The sequence below is a fragment of the Streptomyces canus genome (genome assembly GCF_030816965.1).
Taxonomy (GTDB): domain Bacteria; phylum Actinomycetota; class Actinomycetes; order Streptomycetales; family Streptomycetaceae; genus Streptomyces; species Streptomyces canus_E.
The window spans coordinates 10,473,345-10,494,158 of record NZ_JAUSYQ010000002.1 but is presented as its reverse complement, the minus strand read 5'-3'; the positions used below and the strand labels follow the sequence as shown (position 1 = coordinate 10,494,158).

Here is a 20,814-nt window from a genome sequence, read left to right as displayed (position 1 = left end):
GTTAGGCTCAGTGGCATGAGTCAGAGCGGTTCGCAAGCGGCAGCATTCTTCCGAGATGCCCGTCAGAGCGGAGTGGTCTGGTTTGTTAGGGATGACGAGGGAAGCCCGGCTCCCCTCTGCGCGGACGGCACGCGAAGTCTTCCCTACTGGTCGACCTCAGCCCAGGCCCAGAGAGCGGCGAAGATCTGGGGGCATGGGCGACGTGTTGAATCCATACCCCTGGATGCCTGGCGCGATCGCTATCTGCCTGAAGCCGCCCGAGAGGGATACATGATCGGCATCAACTGGAGCGGACCGCGCCTCGTCGGCTGGAGCTTCACTCCGATGGAAGTTCTCAAGCGACTGGCGGCGGGTGACTAGCCCACGGCGCCGCTCAACACGGAGCGCAATCGCCGCCAACAGATGAGCGCGCATCCGAGGGTGAGGAAGGCTTCGTGGATGTCGTCGCGTATCTCCCAGCGGATCCGCAGGCGGCGGAACCAGTGCAGATGAGCGAACGCGCGCTCCACGACCCAGCGTTGGGTGCCGAGCCCGGAGCCGTGCTCGGTGCCGCGACGGGCGATCAGCGGTTTCACGCCGAGGTCACAGACCAGGCGGCGGTACTTGTCGTGGTCATAGCCGCGGTCGCCCAACACCACGTCCGGTCGGCGCCGAGGTCGGCCGCGCTCGCCCCGCACCGGCGGCACGGCCTGGAGGAGCGGGATCAGCTGGGTGACGTCGTTGCGGTTGCCGCCGGTGAGAGTGGCGGCGAGCGGGATGCCGGTGGCGTCGGTGATCAGGTGGTGTTTGCTGCCCGTCCTGCCCCGGTCGACAGGGCTTCGTCCGGTCTTGGCTCCCCCTTTAACGCGCGGATGTGGGAGCCGTCGACCGCCGCCGTGGAGAAGTCCAGGGCGTTCGCGCTGCGAAGCTTGGCCAGGAGGACCTCGTGCAGCCGGGGCCACACGCCGACGTCGGTCCACTCGGCCAGGCGACGCCAGCAGGTCCTGCCGGAGCCGAATCCGAGTTCCTGCGGCAGGTGTTCCCAGGCGATCCCGGTGTGCAGGACGAACAGGATGCCCTGGAACACCAGCCGGTCCGGATGCCGCTTGCGTCCCGGATGCCGGATCCGACGCTCAACCTTGGGAAGCAGCGGCTCCATCACCGCCCACGGCTCGTCATCGACTTCCTATGGCTTCGGCCGCGCCACCCCGCACCCCCGGATCATCGGTCCTGGAGTGATCCAACCATCTCAAAGATCATTTCGTTAGGAGGTTCTTACTGGTGGCCGCGTCGAGGTCTTGTCCACCCGGCTGAAGCACAACGGCCACTGGTGGGTGCGGACCGACGTGTCGAATGTGGGCCGCCTGGACGTGACGATCGTCGGCTACTCGATCTGGCGCGACATCCCGGGCCACCGCATCAAGCGGGCCCTGTGGCGGCTGCGGGCCCTGCAGCGGGATGGAAGCGGCCCCGGCGCACTGAGCTGATCTTCAACCCCGCTGTCACCTTCCAAGCGCCGGTGCAGTTCGGGAACGACGGCGCGAGCGTTGAGCTGCCCTTCGTGCTGAAGCCCGGCTCCATGCTGTCTCTCCCCCTCATGGGGATGGAAGTGCCCAACCGGATAGGCCGCCAGCTGCGGGTGTCGCTGCATCTGGGGACCGGCCGCATCATCCGGGCCGACGTCCAGGAGGCCAATGCGCTGGAGCCGCTGCGGATCGACCTGGACGAATTCACCGGGCACTGGTCGCTCCACATAGGGCCGCCCACGGACGACTGACCCAAGCCGTAGCTGCACCGCATCCTCGATCACGCCGCCGTCCGTCAGCGCCCCGGCGCGGCGGCGGCGCCGCCGCGCAAGACCGGCAAGCGCACCCCGATCCCCGGCAGCGCCCGCGCCGCCCATCCCGCCCCTCCCTCATCCTCAACTCCAAGCAGGGCAGGGGCGAAGGGGGTCGCAACGGGGATGTCAGCGGTCCGACCACACCGTACGCCAGTGTTGACCTGGACGGACCTCGGGGCGCTGTGGAGGCCGGCGCAACACCTACCGCAACACTTGGCGCAACCTCTACCGCAACACCTAGCGCAACACCGGGCCTTATGAGGTGAAGCGGCGGGGAGGCGGGCTGGTCACGGTGTCGCCCTGCGATCCGGTGCCCACGATCTGGAGCCAGTCGCCGGTCGCGCGCACGACCAGGTCCAGGACGTCGTCCAGAGCAAGCCGCAGTCCGCGTCCGTCCTGCGACGCGGCACGGGTCGGGGAGGCCAGGATCGCGGCGCACCGCGCTGCGACCGGAGCGAGCCGCCCGTGGGAGACCTCAGGGCCGGCCGCGCGCAGCCCGACGCGTACGGCGTGGGCGCTGGCCGCCCTCGGGCTCAACTGGTCGGCATCGTGGCGCTGTCGGGCGGCCCCGGGCGCTGTGTGCACCCGGGGCCCATCGCTGTCCCGGGCCTGCGGCATCGCACGGCGTCGGCCCCGTGCTGGCCCAGCACATCGTCGACTACCGGACCCAGCACGGCGGCTTCCGCTCGGTGGATGAACTGCACGAGGTCAACGGCATCGGCGAGTCAACGTTGACGGGCTCACCTCGCGCGTGACGGGGCCTCTCTGTTGCCCTCGTCTAGCACTGACGCACCGTCACCGTCGGCGTCGGCGTCGGCGTCGGCGTCGGATCTCCATTACCACCGTCCCCGACCCCGATATACGGCTCGCACTTTGCCGTTGCCGTTGCCGCATTGTCGTTGCTGTTGTGGTTCCTGTTGTCGTTGCCGTCGCCAGGGAAGCCAGCCGACTGGACGCTGCGGAAGCCCAGATTCTCGGCTCCGGCGGTGGATGGAATGGCCAGCAACGCACCGGAGGCCAGCAAGGCACCGGAGGCCAGTAGCGTTGCTGCGGCCGTGCGACCGGCTTGGGACGAGAAGGGCATGGGCACCTCGTTCGTTTGGGTGTGTGGTGTGACGCCCCCCCGGGCAAACACTGACACCGCGCAAAGCGGCCGGGCTACTCGACACGCTCGACCAAGGCGAACGACGTGCAGATGCGCCGGAAGCCCTGGTGTCCCGTCCGGCCCTATAGCCCATGCACTCGACGTCCACGGCCGCGCCGTCCGTCGAGGGCGTCGCCGTCCACTCGCACTTCAACCACTCGGCCTCAAGGGTGATGTCCGTGTCCGGATGCTGCATGATGCGGTGCTGCACATATCTCAGGACCGACCGGGTCACCGTCGCCCCCTCGTGCGGTGCGGGTGGTTGCGGATCTCCACATCGGCGTCGGTCGCGGCCGACAGGTCGCCTCTGTCCCGTGCTTCCTGCCCCTGCTTGGCCAGCGCGGCGCACACGTCACAGTTCGGCCTCGGCTGTGGGGGCTCCGGAGGAAGTTGCAGATTCACCGGTCCGCTCATCGTCGTCTGCTGTCGCATGAGACCCAGGCTGCGAGCGGCGGCAGTCCGTGGGCTACGGAATTGCACGCGATTGCAAGGCAATCACCGGAGCGAGTCCATGGCCGCCCTGATCAGGGCGCGGGCCTTAGCACCGTAGACCGCGTTGTCGGCCAGCTCGGCGAACGTGTCGGCGTACATGGCCACCTCCCGGGGCTGTGTGATCGTGAGGTAGCCGGAAACCAGCTCGACGTTGACCTGTGCCTGGTCGTAGATCCAGAAGCCCTCTACCGGCATCCGTGTCCGGCCCATCCGTGTGCGGACCACGCCCAGGCTGACGTTGGGCAGTGCGGCGACCGTCAGCAGATGCTCAAGCTGCTCCTGCTGCGTGTCCGGCTCACCGGGCGCGTTGGACAGGGTCGACTGCTCGACCAGGAACGCGAAACGGCGGTACCCCTCGTACAGCACGCGCTGGCGCTCCATCCGCGCCGGCACGGCATCGGCCACGTCGTCGATTTCGACGCGCCGCCGCTGGACGGCCCGCAACACGTCCTCCGTGTAGCCGTACGTCTGGATCAGTCCGGGGATGAGCCCCGGCGAGAGGGACCGGAACCAGCGTGTCCACTCATACAGCGGCAAGCGGGCTTCCTGCGCCTGCCGGAGCCCGGCGCGCTCCATCTTGCGCCACTCCACCCACATGCCCTCCACGGCCCGCAGAGAGGCGATGAGGTCATCTGTCTGGTCGTCCGCGCCGCATGCCTGGCACCACACCCGGATGTCGTCGGCGGACGGCGAGGTCTTCGCGGTCGATATCCGCGACACCTTGGACGGATGCCACCCGCACGCCTGGGCGAGCTGTTTGCCGTCCAGTCCGGCGTCCGTCACTCCTCTGCTTGCCGCAGCACAGCGTTACCTGACAGCGGGGTCCATCCCTCTCCAATGGGTGTGAGGGCATCGACGGGAGCAGGCGTGCCAACGGGCGCGCTGTACACCCGCCCGGTGTGCTCCCACGAGGTCGCCTGCAGCACCACTTCTTGATCGAACACCTCAGGCTGGAGCTCAAGGGCTCCGCATTCCTGAAGGGCTCGAACGTAGTTGAGCAGTTCGATCGCTCTGACCATGACCCAGGCGACCAGAGGCGCTGCGGCGCGAAATCGTTCGGTCAGGCCAAATGGGTCAGTTTCCTTGAGCCGTTCCGTGTCGTGGTGAACGACATCACCGTAGATCCACGCCATCGCCAGGCGCTGGTCATCCAGATCGGCAGCCTGGCTGGTGACGGCGTTGCCGATCATGACTTGGTACCCGCTCCCCCTCGTGGGTGCGGATCCTGTTCTCGCTCGCCACTCAGCCCGTGCTGTCCTCACCCACGTCTGGTCGTCCGGCATCGACCGGCAGAAGAACCCCACCCCGGCTAGCGCCTTCAGGTACGAGCAGGCGTCAGTCTCCAAGAGGAGTGGCCTGATCCTCGCGGCAGCAGATTCCACTACCTCTTCGGCCGGAAGATCCTGACGAAAACGCGCTTCCCCATTTTCAAGCACAGTCACTGTGTACGGGGCCCCAGCCAAAGCCACCAGCTCGTCCCACTCGGCCGCCAGCGAGTGCGCTTCCACCCGGCGTGCCCGCAGCACGAACGCCTCAAGGTTGGCACGGTGCCGCGCCAATACTTCTTCCTGTGACCGCACACCCGTCGTTGCCACGTGTCTCTCCAACATCTCGACCGCGACAGTTCCAAGCCGCGCGACGAAAGAAGCATGACGTGCCCAGCACATGGGCATCAACGCGTTTCAGCCGCGGGCACTACAGCTTGATGGCCTCGAGAGTGGCGAGGGCGCTTTTCACAAGGGGGAGAACGGCCTCGCCAGCCGGGGTGAGGCGGATTTGACGACCGGAGCGGTCGAGCAGTTGTTGGCCCAGCTCCAGCTTGGCCACTTGGGTGCTGATGCCGGACTGGCTGACGTGCAGGCGATGGGCGGCAGCGGTGAAGGTGCCCTCGTCCACGATGGCGGCGAAGTAGCGCAGTTGGTGCATCTCCATGCCCAATGACGATAGATGCCATCTGATCCATCTGTTGGACGGATGGATCGGATGATTGAAGGATGGAGGCATGACGACCAGGACTGCGCGAGAGCTTGCCGAGACCTACTTCACCGCCTGGGAGGCGGGCGACTTCGATACCTTGCGGGGGGTGCTGGCCGAGAATGTCGACTTCGTCGGAGCGCTGGGAACGGCATCGGGGGTAGACGAAGCGCTCGCTGGACTGAAGGGGCTTGGCCAGGTGCTGGAGAAGATCGACGTGAAGATGCGGGTGGCGGAAGGTGGTGAAGTGATCACCTGGTTTGACCTGTGCACAAGCGTTGCGCCACCTACCCCGACGGCGAACTGGATGCATGTCGAGGACGGGAAGGTCACCCGCATCCGGGTGACCTTCGACCCCCGGGCACTCCTGTCGGGATTCGAGGCGCAGAACTGATTGGCAGACGCCATGACGGCTGGTGCTGCCGTGCGCGCGCATGCGGGGCAGACGGGCGGCTCGTGGGCTGATGCCGGCGCGGGCCAGGGCACGGTGCGCTCATGACGGTGCACGGTCTGCTCCGGGTGCTGGTGACGGTGGCACAAGAGAGCGGCCCGGTGTCCGGCCTGCCGGCTCTGGCCAGGTCACATGGCGGCCGTCCGGCTTTTGACGGATACCGGCGCCCGCAGGCCAGACAGGGCGGGCTCGGCCGTACGAGGGAAGCGGGAGTAGCCAAAGAGTGACCGGCCTCCCGCTCCCAGCGTGTCGGGCCCAGCGCTGCTACATGTGTGCGCGTGATGACGACTCGCACACGCACGGTCCTGGCGGCAGCCGCCGTCCTCGCTCCGCTGCTGATGACCGCTCCCACTGCCGATGTCACCCCCCGCCCCGTGCAGGCGGCCGGCATCGACTGCCCGGACGGCTACGTCTGCATCTACCGCGAGATCAACTTCGGCGGCCAGCCCTGGGTGAAACGGGCCGTCGACGGCAGCGTCAAGGACCTGCCCTCCGCCATCCGCGACCGCGGCAGCTCCATCCGTAACAACTCCGAACGCACCGCCCGCGTCTACGAAAAGCGCAACTACGCCGGAGGCTGGGTCTGCGTCACCAAGAGCGGCGGCTCCCTCCACGACCTGCGCGGTTACAACCTCAACGACCAGACCCGCAGCCTGAAGATCAACCGCAACGACTGCGGGTGACACCGCATCCAAGATGCCCTGGCCGGTTGGCGAGCTGGGTTGACGCGGACGGTGGCGTGACTGTTGCATCCGCCGACGGCACAAGCAGGTGACGTCGGCCGAAAGCGCAGACGTGTTCGGTGATCGCCAAGCGGATCGGCTGCAAGAGGGGCATGACCTCCTCAAGGACGGATCCGGGACTGGCGGCCGGCCTATGTCCCATCGATCCGGTCTCGCGCACGGTTTATCGGCCCGTCGAACTGGTCCAGCGGGACGTGTGCAAGCTGAAGTTGCTGGTCACAGGGCTGGTGTGCGTGGGGATCGGGATGCTCGCGCTGGCAGGCGGCAGGTGGCAGGTGGCAGGTGACTTTGGTGAAGATCGTCGGTTATCGGGCGACTTCGCGGTTCGTGAGGACCAGCAAGGCCCTGCCATGGGCGGTCGCCCAGGCGGGGTCGGTGCGCACCTTGCTGAGGACGCGCCAGGACCGCCCCCGCTTACTCACCGTAAAACCACCGGCTGAGCACTGTCACGTTGGTTGGCCGGGGGGATGATCTTCTGGTTGATCGTGCTGGAGGGGGCTGTCGGTGGGGGCCGTGTCGCTGTCGTACAAGGGGCACCGGTACCCGGTCGAGGTCATCTCCCACTGTGTGTGGCTGTACTTCCGCTTCCCGCTGTCGTTCCGCGAGGTCGAGAAGCCGATGCTCGAGCGCGGGATCGCCGTCTCGTACGAGACGGTGCGCCGCTGGTGCGCGAAGTTCGGGCAGAACTACGCCACGCGCTGCGCCGCCGGCAGCCGCGGCCCCGGGACAAGTGGCACATGGACGAGGTCTTCATCAAGATCAACGGGGAACAGAAGTACCTGTGGCGGGCCGTCGACCAGGACGGCAACGTCCTGGACATCCTGGTGCAGAACCGGCGGGACAAGGCCGCGGCCAGGCGCTTCTTCCACAGGCTGATGAAGAAGAGCCGAACGGTGCCGCGGGTGATCGTCACCGACAAGCTCCGCTCCTACGGCGCCACCCACCGCGAGGTCCTACCCTCCGTCGAGCACCGCCAGTCGAAGAACCCGAACAACCGGGCGGAGAACAGCCACCAGCCCACCAGACAGCGCGAACGGCCGATGAAGGGCTTCCGCTCAGTGAGCGAGGCCCAGCGGTTCCTGTCCGCGTTCAGCGGCATCTCGCCCCACTTCCGACCCCGCCGCCACCTGATGCCCGCACGCACATGCGCCGTGGTCAGCGCCCCGGCCGCCTCGAGCTCCAGCAGCCGCGCCACCAGCACCGGTCTGGACACCCTCAGCCCCGCCGCGACCTCACCCCACGCGCCCGGCTCCCCCACCCCGCCCCCTTCCGCCCGCGCAAAAACCGACACGGACCACCGTGCAGCCCCTCGGAAGGATCAGAAGTGCCGTTCTCAAGACAGTGGAGCGGAGTGGGGTGTACCGCCCTATGCCAGCCACGCCCGCCCCAGGTACCGCCCCGTGTCAGTGACCACGCCCTCGCTCAACACCCGATCAGCGACAACGCACCGGCCTAACACACCGTCACTGACATCCCCCCACTGACACCAAACCGGCACATCGCACCGACCGTGCCGGAAACACCTCACCGATCCAGCAGGTGGCGTTGCCGCCGCTGCCGTGAGAACAGTGAAGGATCTCCGTCTCAGCCGCGTTCCCGCACCTCACCGTGCTCGGCAACGTCATGGAGGGGCCGGTGCGCGTGCACGCCTCCGGCTGGCGCGCCCGGCGCTGCACCGTGGAGCACGCGCACCACGTGGCAGATACCACCTTCGGTACCGGCGAGTTCAGCGGGCCCGGTCCGCGACCGATGGTGGTGCCACGTCATGCCGTCGGTGACCGAAGCCGTTTTGACAGCGGCGTCAGGCAGCGATGCCGCGGTTGTCCATGGAGTCCTCGACTATGCGCAGCCCGTCCATACCCGGCAGCTTCGCGATGTGCGAGTCGATGTCACGGATGAGTTTGCGGCCCTCGGAACCCGCGAAGAGGTGCGTCATGACGTGAGTGATCTCGTCCTCGGACATGACGCCCGAGCCGACCGGGCCCCAGGCCTTCTCGAGCGCAAAGCGGGCGATCACGCGGGCCTTCTTGCTTGCCGCGAGCCGGTCACGCGCCTGCGACGCGTAGAACGCGACGTGCTTCGTCTCCTGCTGTGCGATCCGCCTCAGCAGCGGTACCAGCACCGGGTGGCTCTCCAGCGCCGCGAGCCTGTGGTACGCCGCGGTCGCCGACCACTCGTTCGCCGCGCCCCACGCCATGTGCACGGCGACGAAGTCGTTTCCGACCAACCGACCCATCGCCGTCAGCTTCACCGGCGCCAAGCGATCCCTCCAGCCGAGCTTCAGACGGGTCGCCTTGAGCTCGTCGAAGTCGACTCGGATGCCGTGGCGCCCCAGCACGGCCGCGAGCGCTTCGCCGTGCCAGAACTCCTCGCGGTTCCACATCGTCATGAAAGCGCCCACCGCGGGCTCGTTGTGAGACGGGGTCGTCAGCAGGTCACGCATGTAGCAGACCGTGTGGTATTCGACGTCGCACATGTAGCGCAGCGTGCGCAGCGTCTCCTCGGACAGCGGGTCGCGCTCGAACTCGTCGAAGTCGAGGTCGGCCCACTGCACGCCGGTGGAGTTCTTCGTGTACTTGTCGATGTCGAAAGCCATCAGTCACTCTTCTCGTCGGTGCGTGTCGGAATCGTCGCCCGTGCCGCGATGACGTCGCGGCGCACGCCCGAACCGCCGCTCTTCCAGCGGTAGATGTTCCAGTTTCTCTTGTGCGACTCGCGCGCCAGTTCGGCGTCGGGGTTGATCGCCGAGGGCTTGCCCAGCAGTGACAGCCACGACAGGTCACAGTGGCTGTCGCCGTAGCCGTAGGAGGCCGCGAGGTCGTAGCCGCCCTCCTCGGCGTACCGCTGAAGCCACGCGGCCCTCGCCTCGCCGACGAGCGGCGGCTTCCCGAGGTAGCCGGTGAGCACACCGTCCTTCACGTGCATGGAACTCCCGACGACCTCGTCGAACAGGTCGGCGAGCGGAGCGGCGAGCAGGCCGACGGAGCCGGTGACCAGGACGGTGCGGTGACCCGCCGCACGGTGCTCGCGGATGCGCGCCACGGCGTCTGCGCTCGTGTGCCGCAGCATCGTGTCGGCGTAGCCGCGCCGCACGACCTCCTCGAGACGGGCGATGGGCATGCCGCGGTAGCGGCGCAGGAACGCACGGATGAACTCGCCGCGGTCACGCTTCTCGGCGCGGAGGTAGCCGGGCAGCGAGGCGAGCAGGTCCGCTGCCTCCTTCGGCCAGGCCGCCTTGCGGAAGCCGGAGGTGCGCACCCATAGGTACTGCTCGACGATGTTGGAGTCGACGACGGTCCGTTCGAGGTCGAAGACGGCGAGTACGTCGGTACGTTGAGGCAGTTCGCGTGCCGGGCGGGCGTTCGCCGGCCGGGCGGCCGCGGCCTTCCGGCGACGGTAGGCCGCTGTCAGCTCGCTGATGGCGGGGAGGTGCACCTTCTGCAGGTACTCTTCCCAGTCGATCCGCTCCACATCGAAGCCACGGTCCTCGCGCACCTCGGCCGGAAGGGCGTTGTTCAGCGCGCGGGCGTTGCGGTCGTCGAAGATGATTTCGGTCTGCGCATATGCGCGGTAGAGGTCGATGAAGTTGCCGAGGGTGGCGATGCCGGCGCGCAGCTTGGCGTTCTCGGTCGCGAGAGCGCGCTTACGCTCGTCGTTCGGCATCAGCCGCAGAGCGGCGTCCCACAGGTCGGCCTTTCTCTTCGCCAGCAGTAGACCTCGGTTGAACTTGCGCTCGCCCGCGAACTTCCAGGTCGGTACTTTGACGAATCCGCCGTCCTTGGGTATCGGGTGCTGCGTGAAGTAGTCGCGTACGTTCTCGTACATGCGGTGGAAAGGCAGCGGATTTGACGCGCCCGAGGCGATGTGGAAGTACTTCGGCTCGTCGACAGGGGTCAGGTTGGCAGCCGCGGCCAGGATGGCGTTGACGACGAAGTCGACGGGGATGACATCGAGGATCGAGTCGGGCAGCCCCGGGAAGTCCGGCAGCTGGCCGCGGCCGTAGGCGAAGATCAGCGGGTCGGCGACCTTGAAGCCGTCGATCCAGCCGGGGAACGGATGCTGGAGGGCGCTCTCGATGATCGCGGGCCGGACCACCGAAAGCCGGTGTCCGGCCTCGCCCCAGAGGTCTTCCGCGGCACGTTCGGCGAGTGCCTTCGTCAGCGTGTAGACGTCGGTCCACCCCAGACTCTGCGCGCGCCGCCGGCCGGCGGCGACGAGCTGGGAACGCACCCACTCGCGCCGCGCGTTCTCGCTCGCGCGGGCCGCCGCGATCGGTCCCTCCTTGCCGTGGTTGCGGCGGGCGCGGGACATGAACCGCTCGAGCATCGCCGGCTCCCGCGAGGTGAGCTCGGTGCGCTCGTGGGTCTGCGTCGCCAAGGTCCACTCGGTGCGCCAGTCGGCGTCGTGCAACAGCTTGGCCTCGGGTACCACGCCGCGACGGAGCCCCCCGACGTAGCAGGTCGACACATGGACGACGTGTGGATCCGATCCGGAGGCGAGCAGGGCCTCGTACAGGCTTACGGCACCGTTGACGTTCGTGTCGAACGCCTCGTGAATGGGCGGGTCGAACGAGACGGTCGACGCCGAGTGGATGACGACGTCAAGGTCGGAAGGCAGCTCAGGAATGCTGGTCATGCTGCCGTCGAGCACGGTGATCCGCTCACGGACGTTGCGCTCGGACTCTTCGGCGCCCACAGCATCCCGCCAGCGCTCGAACACGGGTTTACGCAGAAGCTGCCGGAGCCGGTCCTGCCCGGTCTGGCTGCCCTTCCCGCGCACGAGGAGCGAGATGCGGGTGGCGGGGTGATCGGTGAGCAGCCGCTCAAGCACGGCCTGCCCCACGAAGCCGGTCGCGCCGGTCAGCAGGACGTGCGCGTTGCCGAGTTCGGTCTTGGCACGGTGCGCTGTCACGGAAGGAGCCTCGATTCCACGTTGGATGCGACACCGGGACCGATGCCGGGGAGCGCGGCGACCATCGCGCGGATACGGCCCGCCTCGGCTCGTCCGCTCTGGTCGCCGAAGACATGGCGTTCGAAAAAAGTGCGCTCGTGCTTGGAGCGATCGACCGAGCCGAGCGGCCAGGCGGCGTGCCGGAGGGCGCGACGGGTGATGCGCTGGGCGCGGGCCGAGCGCCCAAGGCGCCGCTCCGCCTCCTCGGCGAGGAAGCGGATGTGACGATGCTTGATCTCCACCACGGGGTTGATGATCGACGCCATGAGGGAGGACACGTCGGCCAGACGCCGGTAGGCCGCCTGCGTGATCCATTCGTCCACCAGGCCCGTCGTCACGTGTTCGGCGACGATCTGCGTACCGGTGATGTTGGCGATGAGGGCGTGACGGATCGGGCCACGGCGCTTGCGGCGCTCCGCCAGTACCCACCGTGCCGGACCGGCGCTCGAAGGGAGGTCGCGGGTGGCGGGAGAAACATCCAGGACGGCGTCGAGGGCGTCGGCGATCCAGAACCTCTCGAACATCCACGTGGTGAGGAACGCGGTGACCCGGGCGTCCTGGTGAGTCGCCGTGAGGAGCAGGTCGCTCATGCGGGGCAGCGTCGCACGTTCCAGGTCGCGCAGCGCGCGAACGAGCCGGACGGATTCGGCGTCGAGCGGCTCTTCGGCGAGCGCCCCGAGATCGAGCGTTTCGCGGTGGCTGCCGTGTGCCGTACGGGCGAACTCACGCACGTCGAAGCCCGCTGTCCCGGGCGGCGCGGTCGTCGCCTCGTCGTTTGAGTTCATGCGTCGGCTTTCTGGGGCGGGAGTGGGAGTGACTCTGCGGAGGCCCCGGAACGTGCGAAAAACTTGTCGGGGTGCCGTCACGTCAGACCGAGCAACCGGCGCATGTGTGACACATGGCCTGAGGCCTGTCCGGTGGATCATGTCGCGGAGGCGGGCTGGCCGACGAGACCGCGCAGCCGTGGTCGTGCAGCTCGCGGTGGGGATTGTGCCGGGGGCGGTGAATCTCTCGGACTGGGCAGTTGCAGGCCCACCACCAGGGTTTGTTCGGGCCGGCGGTGCCCGACTCGACCACCCGCCGGACACTACAGCTGATGGACGCCGTGGTCCTGGCGAGGGTCGCCAAGGCACGGGCGCGGGTACGCCGGCACGCGTGGTCGCTGCTGCATCTGCGGCCGGGCGGCTTCCCCTGGCCGGCGGTCCCCGGGAAGCGGCTGCATGACTGGGTAGTGACCGACATGGACGCGACGATCATCACGGGGACGCTGAGCGCGAACCTCGCCGCCGACCTGGACGCCTGGCTCCGCCCGCACACCCTGCACGATCAGCAAGACCTGGATGACGCCGAGACGGACACCATGCGCTTTTGGCTCTGCCACCTCCCGGCCCGCCGCGCGAAACACGCCCGTCGCCGATGACTGCGGATCGAACCCCCTGGCCATGGGCCGACGCGTTCACCACCGCCTTGGGGCGACTGACCGCCCTCCCAGCCATCACCTGACCACCCATCATCCGCCCCAGCGAGGACCGAAAAGGAGAGGACCGCACCAGCCCGGGAGACGTGGAACCCCGGCGCACCCCGCAGCGTCACGCGACGGCCCACTCTCGAACGGCGGAGGCCATGACGGGCGAACCACCGAGCCGGTCAACGACCTGCCCCAGCTGACGGATCGAGGTCAGAGAGCGATTCCTGAGTCCGTATGAGCACGTGCGGAATCTGGTGTCACAAGACGGATGCGTGCCCGGTCTAACGGGATGAGCCGAGTAAGGAAAGGGGTGTCATGCGCGAGGACTCAGCCGTCGGCGACTGCACGACCGGAGCCATTCACCTGGGTTGGCTCGTCGGTCGGCGAACTCGGAAGGCCGGTGTCGGGTTCGACGACGTGGACCCGCTCACCACCCCAGGCAATAGCTGTGAGCGGGGAACTCGGATGTCGAGTGAATGGCAATGAAACTGTGCTGAGCCGTATAAGGGTCGCACTTGTCACCGGCGCTACGTCGGGTATCGGAGCGGCGTTCGCGCGCGCTCTGGCGGACCGTGGATGGGACCTTGTCCTGGTGGCGCGCGACAGGGAGCGGCTCGGCCGGATGGCGGTCGAGCTCGAGTCCCGGGGCCGTGCCGTCGAAGTACTGCCCGCCGACCTGTCCGATCGCGCCGACGTCGAGCGTGTCGTCGCCCGGCTGGAGGACCCCGCCCATCCGGTGGACATGCTCGTGAACAACGCCGGTTTCGGCGTGCACGCGCCGATAACCTCGGCCGACACCGCTCCGCACGACCGGGCGATCGAGGTCATGGGGCGCGCGGTGCTGGTGCTCGCGGGCGCCGCCGGGCGGGCCATGCGCGAACGCGGGCACGGTGCGATCGTCAATGTGTCGAGCACGGCTGGGTTCGTCACGATGGGGAGTTATTCGGCAGTCAAGGCCTTCGTGACCTCGCTCACGGAGGGGCTGGCGAACGAGCTCCATGGAACGGGCGTCACCGTGACGGCCCTTTGTCCGGGCTGGGTCCGCACGGAGTTCCATGCGCGGGCCGGAATCCGGTCGTCGAGCATTCCGAACTTCCTCTGGCTCGACGCCGAGCGACTCGTCGAGGCGAGTCTGCGCGACGTGCGCCGCGGACGGGTGATCTCCATGCCGAGCTTCCGGTACCGGTTGCTCATCTGGTTCGCACGTCATCTTCCGCGCCACACGGTGCGGTGGATCTCGCGACGGATCTCGTCCAACCGTAATGACAGTCTCATTCACTGAAAGAAGCAGTGCGGGCGAGCCCGCACCGGAAGGAAGCGGATGCATGCGACGATGCGCGACCGTTTCACGTCACGCTCTCACGCCGCGGCGCGTTTCGTCGCGCAGCGGGGGCTGTTGAAGCCCGTCGTCTGGAGCGTGACCAGCGTCACGGTACTTGGGCGCGAGCGCTTGGCGAACGTCGAGGACACCTATGTCGTCGTCGCCAATCACAGCTCGCACCTCGACACACCACTCATCATGGGCGCGCTGCCCCGCCGATTGGCGCGCTACCTCGCGGTGGGAGCCGCCGCCGACTACTTCTTCGACGTGTGGCAGCGGCGCGGCCTCACGGCTCTCTTCTTCAACGCCTTCCCGGTCGACCGCAGCGGAGCGAACACGCGCGGAGTGAGCGCCAAGGCTTTGCTGAACCGGGGAGTGCCGCTCCTGATCTTTCCCGAAGGTACCCGCTCGCGCGACGGATCGCTCGGGACGTTCAAGCCGGGGGTGGCGGCGCTCGCCTCGTCAGCCGAGGTGCCGGTGCTCCCCGTCGCGGTCATCGGCGCGCATGAGGCGCATCCTCGCGGATCGAATTGGCCGAAACCGGGCCGCCTGCCGGTCGGGGTTGTCTTCGGCGAACCGCTCACTGCCCGTCCCGGGGAGTTGAGGAGCGACTTCACCGAACGCATCCGCTCGGCGATCGTCGCCCTGGCCGAGGAGCACTCCGACCACATCCTCGGCGCGAATACCACCTCACGTCGTGTACTTGAAGGAGACCGTTCGTGACCGAATCCCCCCGCCGCACCGACGCGATGCGCACCGGTGAGGTGAAACACATGAAGTGGTGGGGCTGGGGCGTGGAAGGCGTCGGCTTCCACCACGAGGACAAGCCCGGGTTCGCGCCGTTCGTACAGAAGGCCGTCGGTCTCGACCTCTTGGCGGCCGAGCGCACCGAACGGCCCGACTTCTCGCAGTTGAAGGTGCCGGATTCGACGGCACCGGAGGAGTTCGTCACCGTCCTGAGCGGCATCGTCGGAGCAGAGAACACCGTCGTCGACGACCTGTCCCGGGTCGTCCACACGTACGGCAAGAGCCTGCGTGACCTGGTCCGGATCCGAGCAGGCGAGATCGCGCGCAGTCCCGATGTGATCGTCTACCCGGCCGACGAGGCGGAGGTGCAAAGCGTCGTCGACGCGGCCGTCGAGGCGGACGCCGTGATCATCCCCTTTGGGGGCGGCAGCAATATCGCCGGCAGCCTCGAACCGCACCCGGACGAGTCGCGGGTGGTCGTCTCGCTCGACCTCGGCCGCCTCAACCGGGTGCTGGAGATCGACGCCGACTCCGGCCTGGCGCGCATCCAGGCCGGAGCGCTGGGCCCCGATCTTGAGGCTCAACTCAACCGGGACGGCTGGACGATGGGGCACTTCCCCGACTCGTTCACCCACTCGACGCTCGGCGGGTGGGTCGCCACGCGCTCGTCCGGCATGCAGTCGGACAAGTACGGCGACATCGCGGACATCGCCAAGGGACTGCGTGTCGTGCGGGCCGGTGGGATCCTCGTGATCCGTGCCGTTCCGAGTGCGTCGACCGGGCCGAGCGTGCGGGAGATGGTGGTGGGCTCAGAGGGGCGGCTCGGCGTCATCACCGAGGTCACGGTGCAGGTGCACCGGCTCCCCGAGAAGCGTGCCATCTACGCCTACTTCTTCAAGAATCTCGACCACGGCCTCGCCGCGATGCAGGAGATCGCCGAGAGCGACGTCTCGCCCACGGTCACCCGTATCTCGGACGCGCACGAGACCGGCTTCTCGCTGGCGACGGGCAAGGAGTCGAAGGGCATTCAGAAGAAGGCGCAGGCCGGCCTCATGGCGTATCTCAAGAGGCGTGGCTGGAACCTCGACGAGATGTGTCTCTCCTTCATCGGCTTCGAGGGCGGCAAGGCGCACGCGAAACGGCAGAAGTCGCTCGTCGACCGGATCGTGCGCAAGCATCACGGCATCGGCGTCGGCAAGGGACCCGGTGCGCTCTACGACCAGAAGAAGTTCGACACGCCGTACATCCGCGACTTCCTGCTCGACCGCGGTGCCGCCGGCGACGTGAGCGAGACCGCCGGTCCGTGGTCGAAGCTGCGTGGCATCCACGCGGCGGTCTACGAGGCGGCCGACCGTGCCTACGAGAAGATCGGCCGCACGGGCTGGACGATGTCGCACATGTCGCACTCGTACCACTCTGGAGCCTGCCTCTACTTCACTTTCGCCTTCGTGTTTGGTGACGACCCGCTCGGCGAGTACGACACGGTCAAGCGCGCGATCCAGCAGGCGTTCATCGACGCCGGCGGCACCATCTCACACCACCACGGGGTGGGACTGGAACACGCGCCGTGGCTGGAGGAGGACATCTCGGCGCAGGGCGTCGCGGTCATGTCGGGCCTCTTCGACGCTGCCGACCCGGGCGGCAACTTCAACCCGCGCAAGATCGTGGTCTGAGCGCCGCAGGGACTCTCGGGTCTGTCGGGTCTCGTCGAGGGCACGGTGGATTGAGGGCGCGGACGCGGCCGTGTTCCCGAGCGGGCCTGTCTTCGCGTCCGCGGGTCTGGGGGACCCTGCCTCACGCACGTGGGGAGGGGCAGCCGGGGCGGTCGTCCCCGGCTGCCCCTCCGGCGGGCATACTGGCTTCAGTTCGGGGCGCCCACTCCGAACCGCACCCGCGTCAAAGCAGAGTGTAGGCAAACGGCGGCGCCCGGACCCACCAGGAAGCCCGGCCGAGCCACAGCTCCGGTTTCAGTGAGCACCGCTGCTGGATGGTGCTCTGCCAGCACGGCTACTGCTGCCACGAACACGTCTGGATCCATGCCCGCCCTCTGCGTCATCCCGAAACGTCCTCACTCACCGTACTCAAGCTCCTTTCGGCGTGTACCGGCTGGCAGCGGCCCGCAACGGGGAGCGGTTGCGCCGACAGATCTCAGAGAGCGGCCCTGTGCGGCAGCTGCCGCACGGGGCGAGCCGAAAGGCGCCGTACAGTTCGTGCAGTTGACACAACCCCGGCGTTGAAGGTCCTTCTGGATCTTCAACGCCGGAGCCTCCGTCTCGCTGCGGCCGCAGGCCCTGGCTCAGTCACCCCCGATAGCATCGGGCCGGGGCATGGTCCAGGGCCACGCCAAGCGCCGAGCCGGAGCGCCGTAGTGCTGATCGGCAGGTTCGGCTCTGCGTCGGTGCCCGCACACGGGTTCCAAGGAGTCGCATGGAGTTTCGTCCGGTCAAGCGTGCCCCAGGAGCGTTCCAACAGTCGCTGGCCCCGACGAGATCAAGGCGGTGTGCCGCCGGGCCGGCCTTCGGAACCGAGACCCGCCCGCTGTCCGCCGTCGAGTTGGGCATGGGCATGTACAACAGCACGTACAAGGTCGACTGGCCTGCCAGGACAGACCGGTGATATTGCGGCTGGCGCCGGAGCCGGGCAGCCAGTTCCGTTCCGAGGCAGCAGCTGATGCACAACGAATACGCCTCCGTGCCGTGGCTGGCAGTGATTGCGCCGCTTATGCCGCGGGTGATCGCGGCGGACTGGTCATCCCGCACCGCCGCGAGAAGGGCCAGGCCGAACCCCCCGCCTGGAAGGAGGAACACAACACCTCCCACCGCAAGGTCCGCGCCCGCGTTGAGCACGCCCTTGCCCGGATGAAGGCCTGGAAGATCCTCCGCGACTGTCGTCTGAAGGGCGACGGTGTTCACTACGCCATGCTCGGCATCGCCCGCCTCCACAACCTCACCCTGACTGGCTGACGAAGAAGAGGTTGGTCAACGAACACGTCGTCGATCATTTACAGGGACAACTCTTAGGAGTGGCGCCGGTCGCAGGCCTTTTCACAGGCGGGACGTACCTCTTGTCGCGTTGATCGGCGACCGGTACAACGGGAGCGTGACCGACCCTTTCGCGCCATCCCCGGACGGCCAACTCACCCGACCACCCGCGTCCGTCCCGACGGGCAGGAGGCGGCGGACCAAAGAGTCGGACGGAGGCATGTTCGCGGCCTTCGCGGCTTTCTGGTGCACTCAAATGCTGGTCTTCCAGCCTGTCAGCCAGTTGCTTCCGGAATACGAGCACGTAGTCACCGCCCTGACGGGACTCCTTGCCGCAGCAGCTGCCTATCCGCTCGCGATCTGGTGGCTCAAGCGCCTACCTTGTCAGACTCATCCAACCGGCAGGCAGTAGCACAACGACAAGTCGACGGGCCCAGGAACCAGTACGACCACCGCAGCTGTGGACCGGCCGACCCGAGCCGTGGCGACCGCGCCCGCCACCGCACACGCCATGGCTCCAGCCGGCAGTCCCGTCGAAGTGAAGTTGGCTGTGGATCTCGCTCTGAGCTGCAGGTTTGCCAGTTGGTGCGAGACTGCCATGGCTCGGGATTCTCACTGCACCTGCTTCTGTGGAAGTCCAGCGTGGCATGGGTGCGTTTTAGCCCAAGTCGAGGAGATTGTGCTTCGCCGTAGGTGGTTCTTGGCTGTCCATCAGGTGGCGTCGGCTGAGGCGGGTGAAAGCGGTGGGGTTGGGGCGGTGCGGGAGAACCTCCTTGATTCGCTGAGCGCATGCGCGTGGGCCTGCCGTGCTGGTGTCGCACTCCAGGTCGTAGTCGCCGTGGGCGTGAACCAGGTCGTATTGGTGCGCCGCGAGGCCCGGAGGACGGTCGCCCCGGGCCAGCTCGCGGCGGGCCAGCTCGTCCGGCTGGCAGTGGACGCCGACAAACAGTACGTCCTCGGGCGGCAGCACTGTCAGGCAGTCGAGCAGTCGCCACGGCTCGCTCAGCACATGGTCGACCACGATGTCGTTGCCCACCTCAGCCATGGCCGCAATCGAGCGGTGGAAGCCCATCCTGGTCCGCCGCAGCGCGGCGTCGAGTTCCTCCGCCTCGAGCTCCCGCTTACTGCGCATCGCATTGAAGCTGTCGACCGCCAGGTGGAAGAAGACGCCGTCGTCGAGGATGTCCAGAAGCTCCCGAGCGATGCTCGACTTCCCCGAACTGGAGGTGCCGTTGAGGAAGATGATGCGACCAGATGCCATATCGGCATGATCACATGGTGCCGCTCCGGTTCCGCTTTGAGGGTGGGCGGGCAGGCTCCCAAGGGGGCTCAACGGCCTCCCCGAAGGCAGGGCCAAGCACAGATTGTGAAGCCTACGAGGGCGTTCAGCAGGAACCGCGTGGGGCTACCAGGCCGGATTCGTAGGCGAGGATGACGAGCTGAGCGCGGTCGCGGGCGTGGAGCTTGGCCATGGCCCGGTTGATATGGGTTTTCGCGGTCGTCGGGCTGATCACCATGCGGTCGGCGATCTGGCCGTTGGACAGGCCATGCGCGACCAGGGCGACGGCTTCGCGTTCGCGGTTGGTGAGCCCTTCCAGCCCTGTGCCGATGCTGGTGCCCTGCGGCTGGGTGACGTACGTGTTGATGAGCTTGCGGGTGATCGAGGGTGAGAGCAGGGCGTCGCCGCGTGCGGCGACGCGGACGGCGTACAGGAAGTCTTCCGGCAGAATGTCCTTGACGAGGAATCCGGCAGCGCCGGTGCGCAGCGCGGCGAAGACGTATTCGTCCAGGCCGTAGTTGGTCAGGATGACCACGTGCATGGCAGCCAGGTTCGGGTCCGCGGCGATGCGCCGGGTCGTCTCGATGCCGTCGAGGACCGGCATCTGGATGTCGACAAGAGCGACGTCGGGCAGGTGTTCTCTGGCCAGTGCCAGGCTCTCCTGCCCGTCGGCGGCCTCGGCCACCACCTCGATGTCATCTTCAAGGTCGAGAAGCGCGCGGAATCCGCTGCGAATGAGTGGCTGGTCGTCAACCAGCAGGACACGGATCATGCCGTCTGGTCCACGGGAAGCTCGGCCTGAACGGTGAAGCCGCCGCCCTCGCGGCGCGGTTCGGCGCGCAGCCGGCCGCCGAGGGCGGTGACTCGTTCGCGCATGCCGAGCAGCCCGACGCCGGGCGTCGGGGTGGTTTCCGGCGCGGCCTTGCCGTCGTCATCGATGCGGATCACAAGGGCGTCCGGACGGCAGTGGATCCGGACGGAGGCGGTGGCAGTGTCCGCGTGGCGGGCGATGTTGGTGAGCGACTCCTGAATGATCCGGTAGGCGGTCCGTCCCACCGTGGTCGGCACGTCGTGCCGCTGCCCTTCGATCGTCAGCGTCGCGTCCAGGCCCAGGGCACAGGCCCGTTCCACCAGTACCGCCACGTGGTCGAGGCCATGCGGCGGGGTCGTATCGTCGTCGCGCAGCGCCTGAAGGGTCGCTCTCAGCTCCCGGGTCGCCTCGCGTCCGGCCTCCCGGATGGCGAGCAGGGCCTGCGGCACCTGCTCGCCACGCCTGCGGGCCACATGGACGGCGACTTCGGCCTGGACCTTGATGACTGAAATCTGGTGGGTGAGCGCATCGTGCAGCTCCCGCGCGATGCGCAGCCGCTCCTCGTCGGCGCGGCGCCGCGCAGCCTCCTCCCTGGTGCGCTCGGCCTCGTCCGCCGTGTTCTTGCGGTCGCGCA

General features: G+C 67.7%; 22 protein-coding genes and 4 pseudogenes. 13 read left to right on the top strand and 13 right to left on the bottom strand.

What is annotated here, in order from left to right:
- Positions 1 to 15 precede the first annotated feature (15 nt).
- On the top strand, positions 16 to 360 hold the full coding sequence (locus QF027_RS49300; protein WP_307082208.1) for a DUF2750 domain-containing protein: 345 nt from the start codon (positions 16 to 18) through the stop codon (positions 358 to 360).
- Here QF027_RS49300 and QF027_RS49295 read toward each other — a convergent pair.
- Positions 357 to 1,138, bottom strand: a pseudogene (locus tag QF027_RS49295) (IS5 family transposase). The gene QF027_RS49300 and the pseudogene QF027_RS49295 sit on opposite strands and share 4 nt — an antisense overlap.
- A gap of 139 nt (positions 1,139 to 1,277) precedes the next feature.
- On the opposite strand from QF027_RS49295, the gene QF027_RS49290 reads away from it, so the two are divergent.
- The gene (locus QF027_RS49290) at positions 1,278 to 1,466 is read left to right on the top strand and encodes a hypothetical protein (protein ID WP_306972279.1); all 189 of its coding nucleotides are present in this window, start codon (positions 1,278 to 1,280) and stop codon (positions 1,464 to 1,466) included.
- A gap of 32 nt (positions 1,467 to 1,498) precedes the next feature.
- Positions 1,499 to 1,756 carry a hypothetical protein gene (locus QF027_RS49285; protein ID WP_306972280.1) on the top strand — a complete coding sequence of 86 codons (258 nt, stop codon included), beginning with the start codon at positions 1,499 to 1,501 and terminating at the stop codon, positions 1,754 to 1,756.
- A 318-nt stretch (positions 1,757 to 2,074) separates the two neighbouring features.
- On the opposite strand, the gene QF027_RS49280 is transcribed toward QF027_RS49285, so the two are convergent.
- A complete protein-coding gene (locus QF027_RS49280) occupies positions 2,075 to 2,404 on the bottom strand; it encodes a hypothetical protein (RefSeq protein ID WP_307082206.1) in 330 nt (109 codons plus the stop codon).
- 50 nt (positions 2,405 to 2,454) lie between these two features.
- Between QF027_RS49280 and QF027_RS49275 the strand changes: the two genes are divergently transcribed.
- Entirely contained in the window at positions 2,455 to 2,574 is a 120-nt protein-coding gene (locus tag QF027_RS49275; protein WP_373430907.1) for a ComEA family DNA-binding protein, read from the top strand.
- Between the two features lie 23 nt (positions 2,575 to 2,597).
- Here the strand turns inward: QF027_RS49275 and QF027_RS49270 are convergent, their stop codons facing one another.
- The 5 genes from QF027_RS49270 to QF027_RS49250 form a co-directional block, all read right to left on the bottom strand.
- Positions 2,598 to 2,903, bottom strand: coding sequence for a hypothetical protein (locus QF027_RS49270; RefSeq protein ID WP_307082204.1), 306 nt, complete (start codon positions 2,901 to 2,903; stop codon positions 2,598 to 2,600).
- A gap of 291 nt (positions 2,904 to 3,194) precedes the next feature.
- Positions 3,195 to 3,395, bottom strand: a complete 201-nt coding sequence (locus QF027_RS49265; RefSeq protein ID WP_306972283.1) for a hypothetical protein — start codon at positions 3,393 to 3,395, stop codon at positions 3,195 to 3,197.
- Between the two features lie 63 nt (positions 3,396 to 3,458).
- Positions 3,459 to 4,238: a helix-turn-helix domain-containing protein gene (locus tag QF027_RS49260; protein WP_307082202.1), complete on the bottom strand. Its 780-nt coding sequence runs from the start codon at positions 4,236 to 4,238 to the stop codon at positions 3,459 to 3,461.
- The gene (locus QF027_RS49255) at positions 4,235 to 4,645 is read right to left on the bottom strand and encodes a hypothetical protein (RefSeq protein WP_307082200.1); all 411 of its coding nucleotides are present in this window, start codon (positions 4,643 to 4,645) and stop codon (positions 4,235 to 4,237) included. Before QF027_RS49255 ends, QF027_RS49260 begins: the two co-directional genes overlap by 4 nt.
- Before the next feature lie 505 nt (positions 4,646 to 5,150).
- A complete protein-coding gene (locus QF027_RS49250) occupies positions 5,151 to 5,387 on the bottom strand; it encodes a LysR family transcriptional regulator (protein ID WP_307082198.1) in 237 nt (78 codons plus the stop codon).
- 70 nt (positions 5,388 to 5,457) lie between these two features.
- Here QF027_RS49250 and QF027_RS49245 point away from each other — a divergent pair, with 70 nt between their 5' ends.
- The 3 genes and pseudogenes from QF027_RS49245 to QF027_RS49235 all read left to right on the top strand — a co-directional run.
- Positions 5,458 to 5,823, top strand: a complete 366-nt coding sequence (locus QF027_RS49245; RefSeq protein WP_306972286.1) for a nuclear transport factor 2 family protein — start codon at positions 5,458 to 5,460, stop codon at positions 5,821 to 5,823.
- Positions 5,824 to 6,161: 338 nt separating this feature from the next.
- Complete coding sequence (locus tag QF027_RS49240; protein WP_306972288.1) at positions 6,162 to 6,563, top strand: peptidase inhibitor family I36 protein; 402 nt, start codon at positions 6,162 to 6,164, stop codon at positions 6,561 to 6,563.
- 564 nt (positions 6,564 to 7,127) lie between these two features.
- Positions 7,128 to 7,762, top strand: a pseudogene (locus QF027_RS49235) (IS6 family transposase); the annotation flags it as partial.
- 662 nt (positions 7,763 to 8,424) lie between these two features.
- On the opposite strand, the gene QF027_RS49230 reads toward QF027_RS49235, so the two are convergent.
- Genes QF027_RS49230 through QF027_RS49220 form a run of 3 tightly spaced genes read right to left on the bottom strand, consistent with a single transcriptional unit; the run spans position 8,425 to position 12,358 of the window.
- On the bottom strand, positions 8,425 to 9,219 hold the full coding sequence (locus QF027_RS49230) for a ferritin-like domain-containing protein (RefSeq protein WP_307082197.1): 795 nt from the start codon (positions 9,217 to 9,219) through the stop codon (positions 8,425 to 8,427).
- On the bottom strand, positions 9,219 to 11,534 hold the full coding sequence (locus QF027_RS49225; protein WP_307082196.1) for an HAD-IB family phosphatase: 2,316 nt from the start codon (positions 11,532 to 11,534) through the stop codon (positions 9,219 to 9,221). The genes QF027_RS49230 and QF027_RS49225 overlap by 1 nt, the downstream gene beginning before the upstream one ends.
- Positions 11,531 to 12,358 carry a hypothetical protein gene (locus tag QF027_RS49220; protein ID WP_307082194.1) on the bottom strand — a complete coding sequence of 276 codons (828 nt, stop codon included), beginning with the start codon at positions 12,356 to 12,358 and terminating at the stop codon, positions 11,531 to 11,533. Before QF027_RS49220 ends, QF027_RS49225 begins: the two co-directional genes overlap by 4 nt.
- Before the next feature lie 311 nt (positions 12,359 to 12,669).
- Between QF027_RS49220 and QF027_RS49215 the strand changes: the two genes are divergently transcribed.
- From QF027_RS49215 to QF027_RS49190, 6 genes and pseudogenes are all read left to right on the top strand, one after another.
- Positions 12,670 to 12,993, top strand: a complete 324-nt coding sequence (locus QF027_RS49215; protein ID WP_307082192.1) for a hypothetical protein — start codon at positions 12,670 to 12,672, stop codon at positions 12,991 to 12,993.
- Between the two features lie 550 nt (positions 12,994 to 13,543).
- On the top strand, positions 13,544 to 14,323 hold the full coding sequence (locus QF027_RS49210; protein WP_373432527.1) for an SDR family NAD(P)-dependent oxidoreductase: 780 nt from the start codon (positions 13,544 to 13,546) through the stop codon (positions 14,321 to 14,323).
- A gap of 39 nt (positions 14,324 to 14,362) precedes the next feature.
- Positions 14,363 to 15,085, top strand: a complete 723-nt coding sequence (locus tag QF027_RS49205) for a lysophospholipid acyltransferase family protein (protein WP_307082188.1) — start codon at positions 14,363 to 14,365, stop codon at positions 15,083 to 15,085.
- On the top strand, positions 15,082 to 16,782 hold the full coding sequence (locus QF027_RS49200; RefSeq protein ID WP_307082183.1) for an FAD-binding oxidoreductase: 1,701 nt from the start codon (positions 15,082 to 15,084) through the stop codon (positions 16,780 to 16,782). The genes QF027_RS49205 and QF027_RS49200 overlap by 4 nt, the downstream gene beginning before the upstream one ends.
- 754 nt (positions 16,783 to 17,536) lie before the next feature.
- A complete protein-coding gene (locus QF027_RS49195; protein ID WP_307082181.1) occupies positions 17,537 to 17,725 on the top strand; it encodes a hypothetical protein in 189 nt (62 codons plus the stop codon).
- Between the two features lie 125 nt (positions 17,726 to 17,850).
- Positions 17,851 to 18,072 (top strand): annotated as a pseudogene (locus QF027_RS49190) (transposase); the annotation flags it as partial.
- A 676-nt stretch (positions 18,073 to 18,748) separates the two neighbouring features.
- Here QF027_RS49190 and QF027_RS49185 read toward each other — a convergent pair.
- The 3 genes and pseudogenes from QF027_RS49185 to QF027_RS49175 all read right to left on the bottom strand — a co-directional run.
- On the bottom strand, positions 18,749 to 19,351 hold the full coding sequence (locus tag QF027_RS49185) for a chloramphenicol phosphotransferase CPT family protein (RefSeq protein ID WP_307082179.1): 603 nt from the start codon (positions 19,349 to 19,351) through the stop codon (positions 18,749 to 18,751).
- 124 nt (positions 19,352 to 19,475) lie between these two features.
- Positions 19,476 to 20,141, bottom strand: a complete 666-nt coding sequence (locus QF027_RS49180; RefSeq protein WP_307082178.1) for a response regulator — start codon at positions 20,139 to 20,141, stop codon at positions 19,476 to 19,478.
- A pseudogene (locus QF027_RS49175) lies at positions 20,138 to 20,797 on the bottom strand (sensor histidine kinase); the annotation flags it as partial. The pseudogene QF027_RS49175 and the gene QF027_RS49180, both read right to left, overlap by 4 nt.
- Between the last annotated feature and the right edge of the window lie 17 nt (positions 20,798 to 20,814).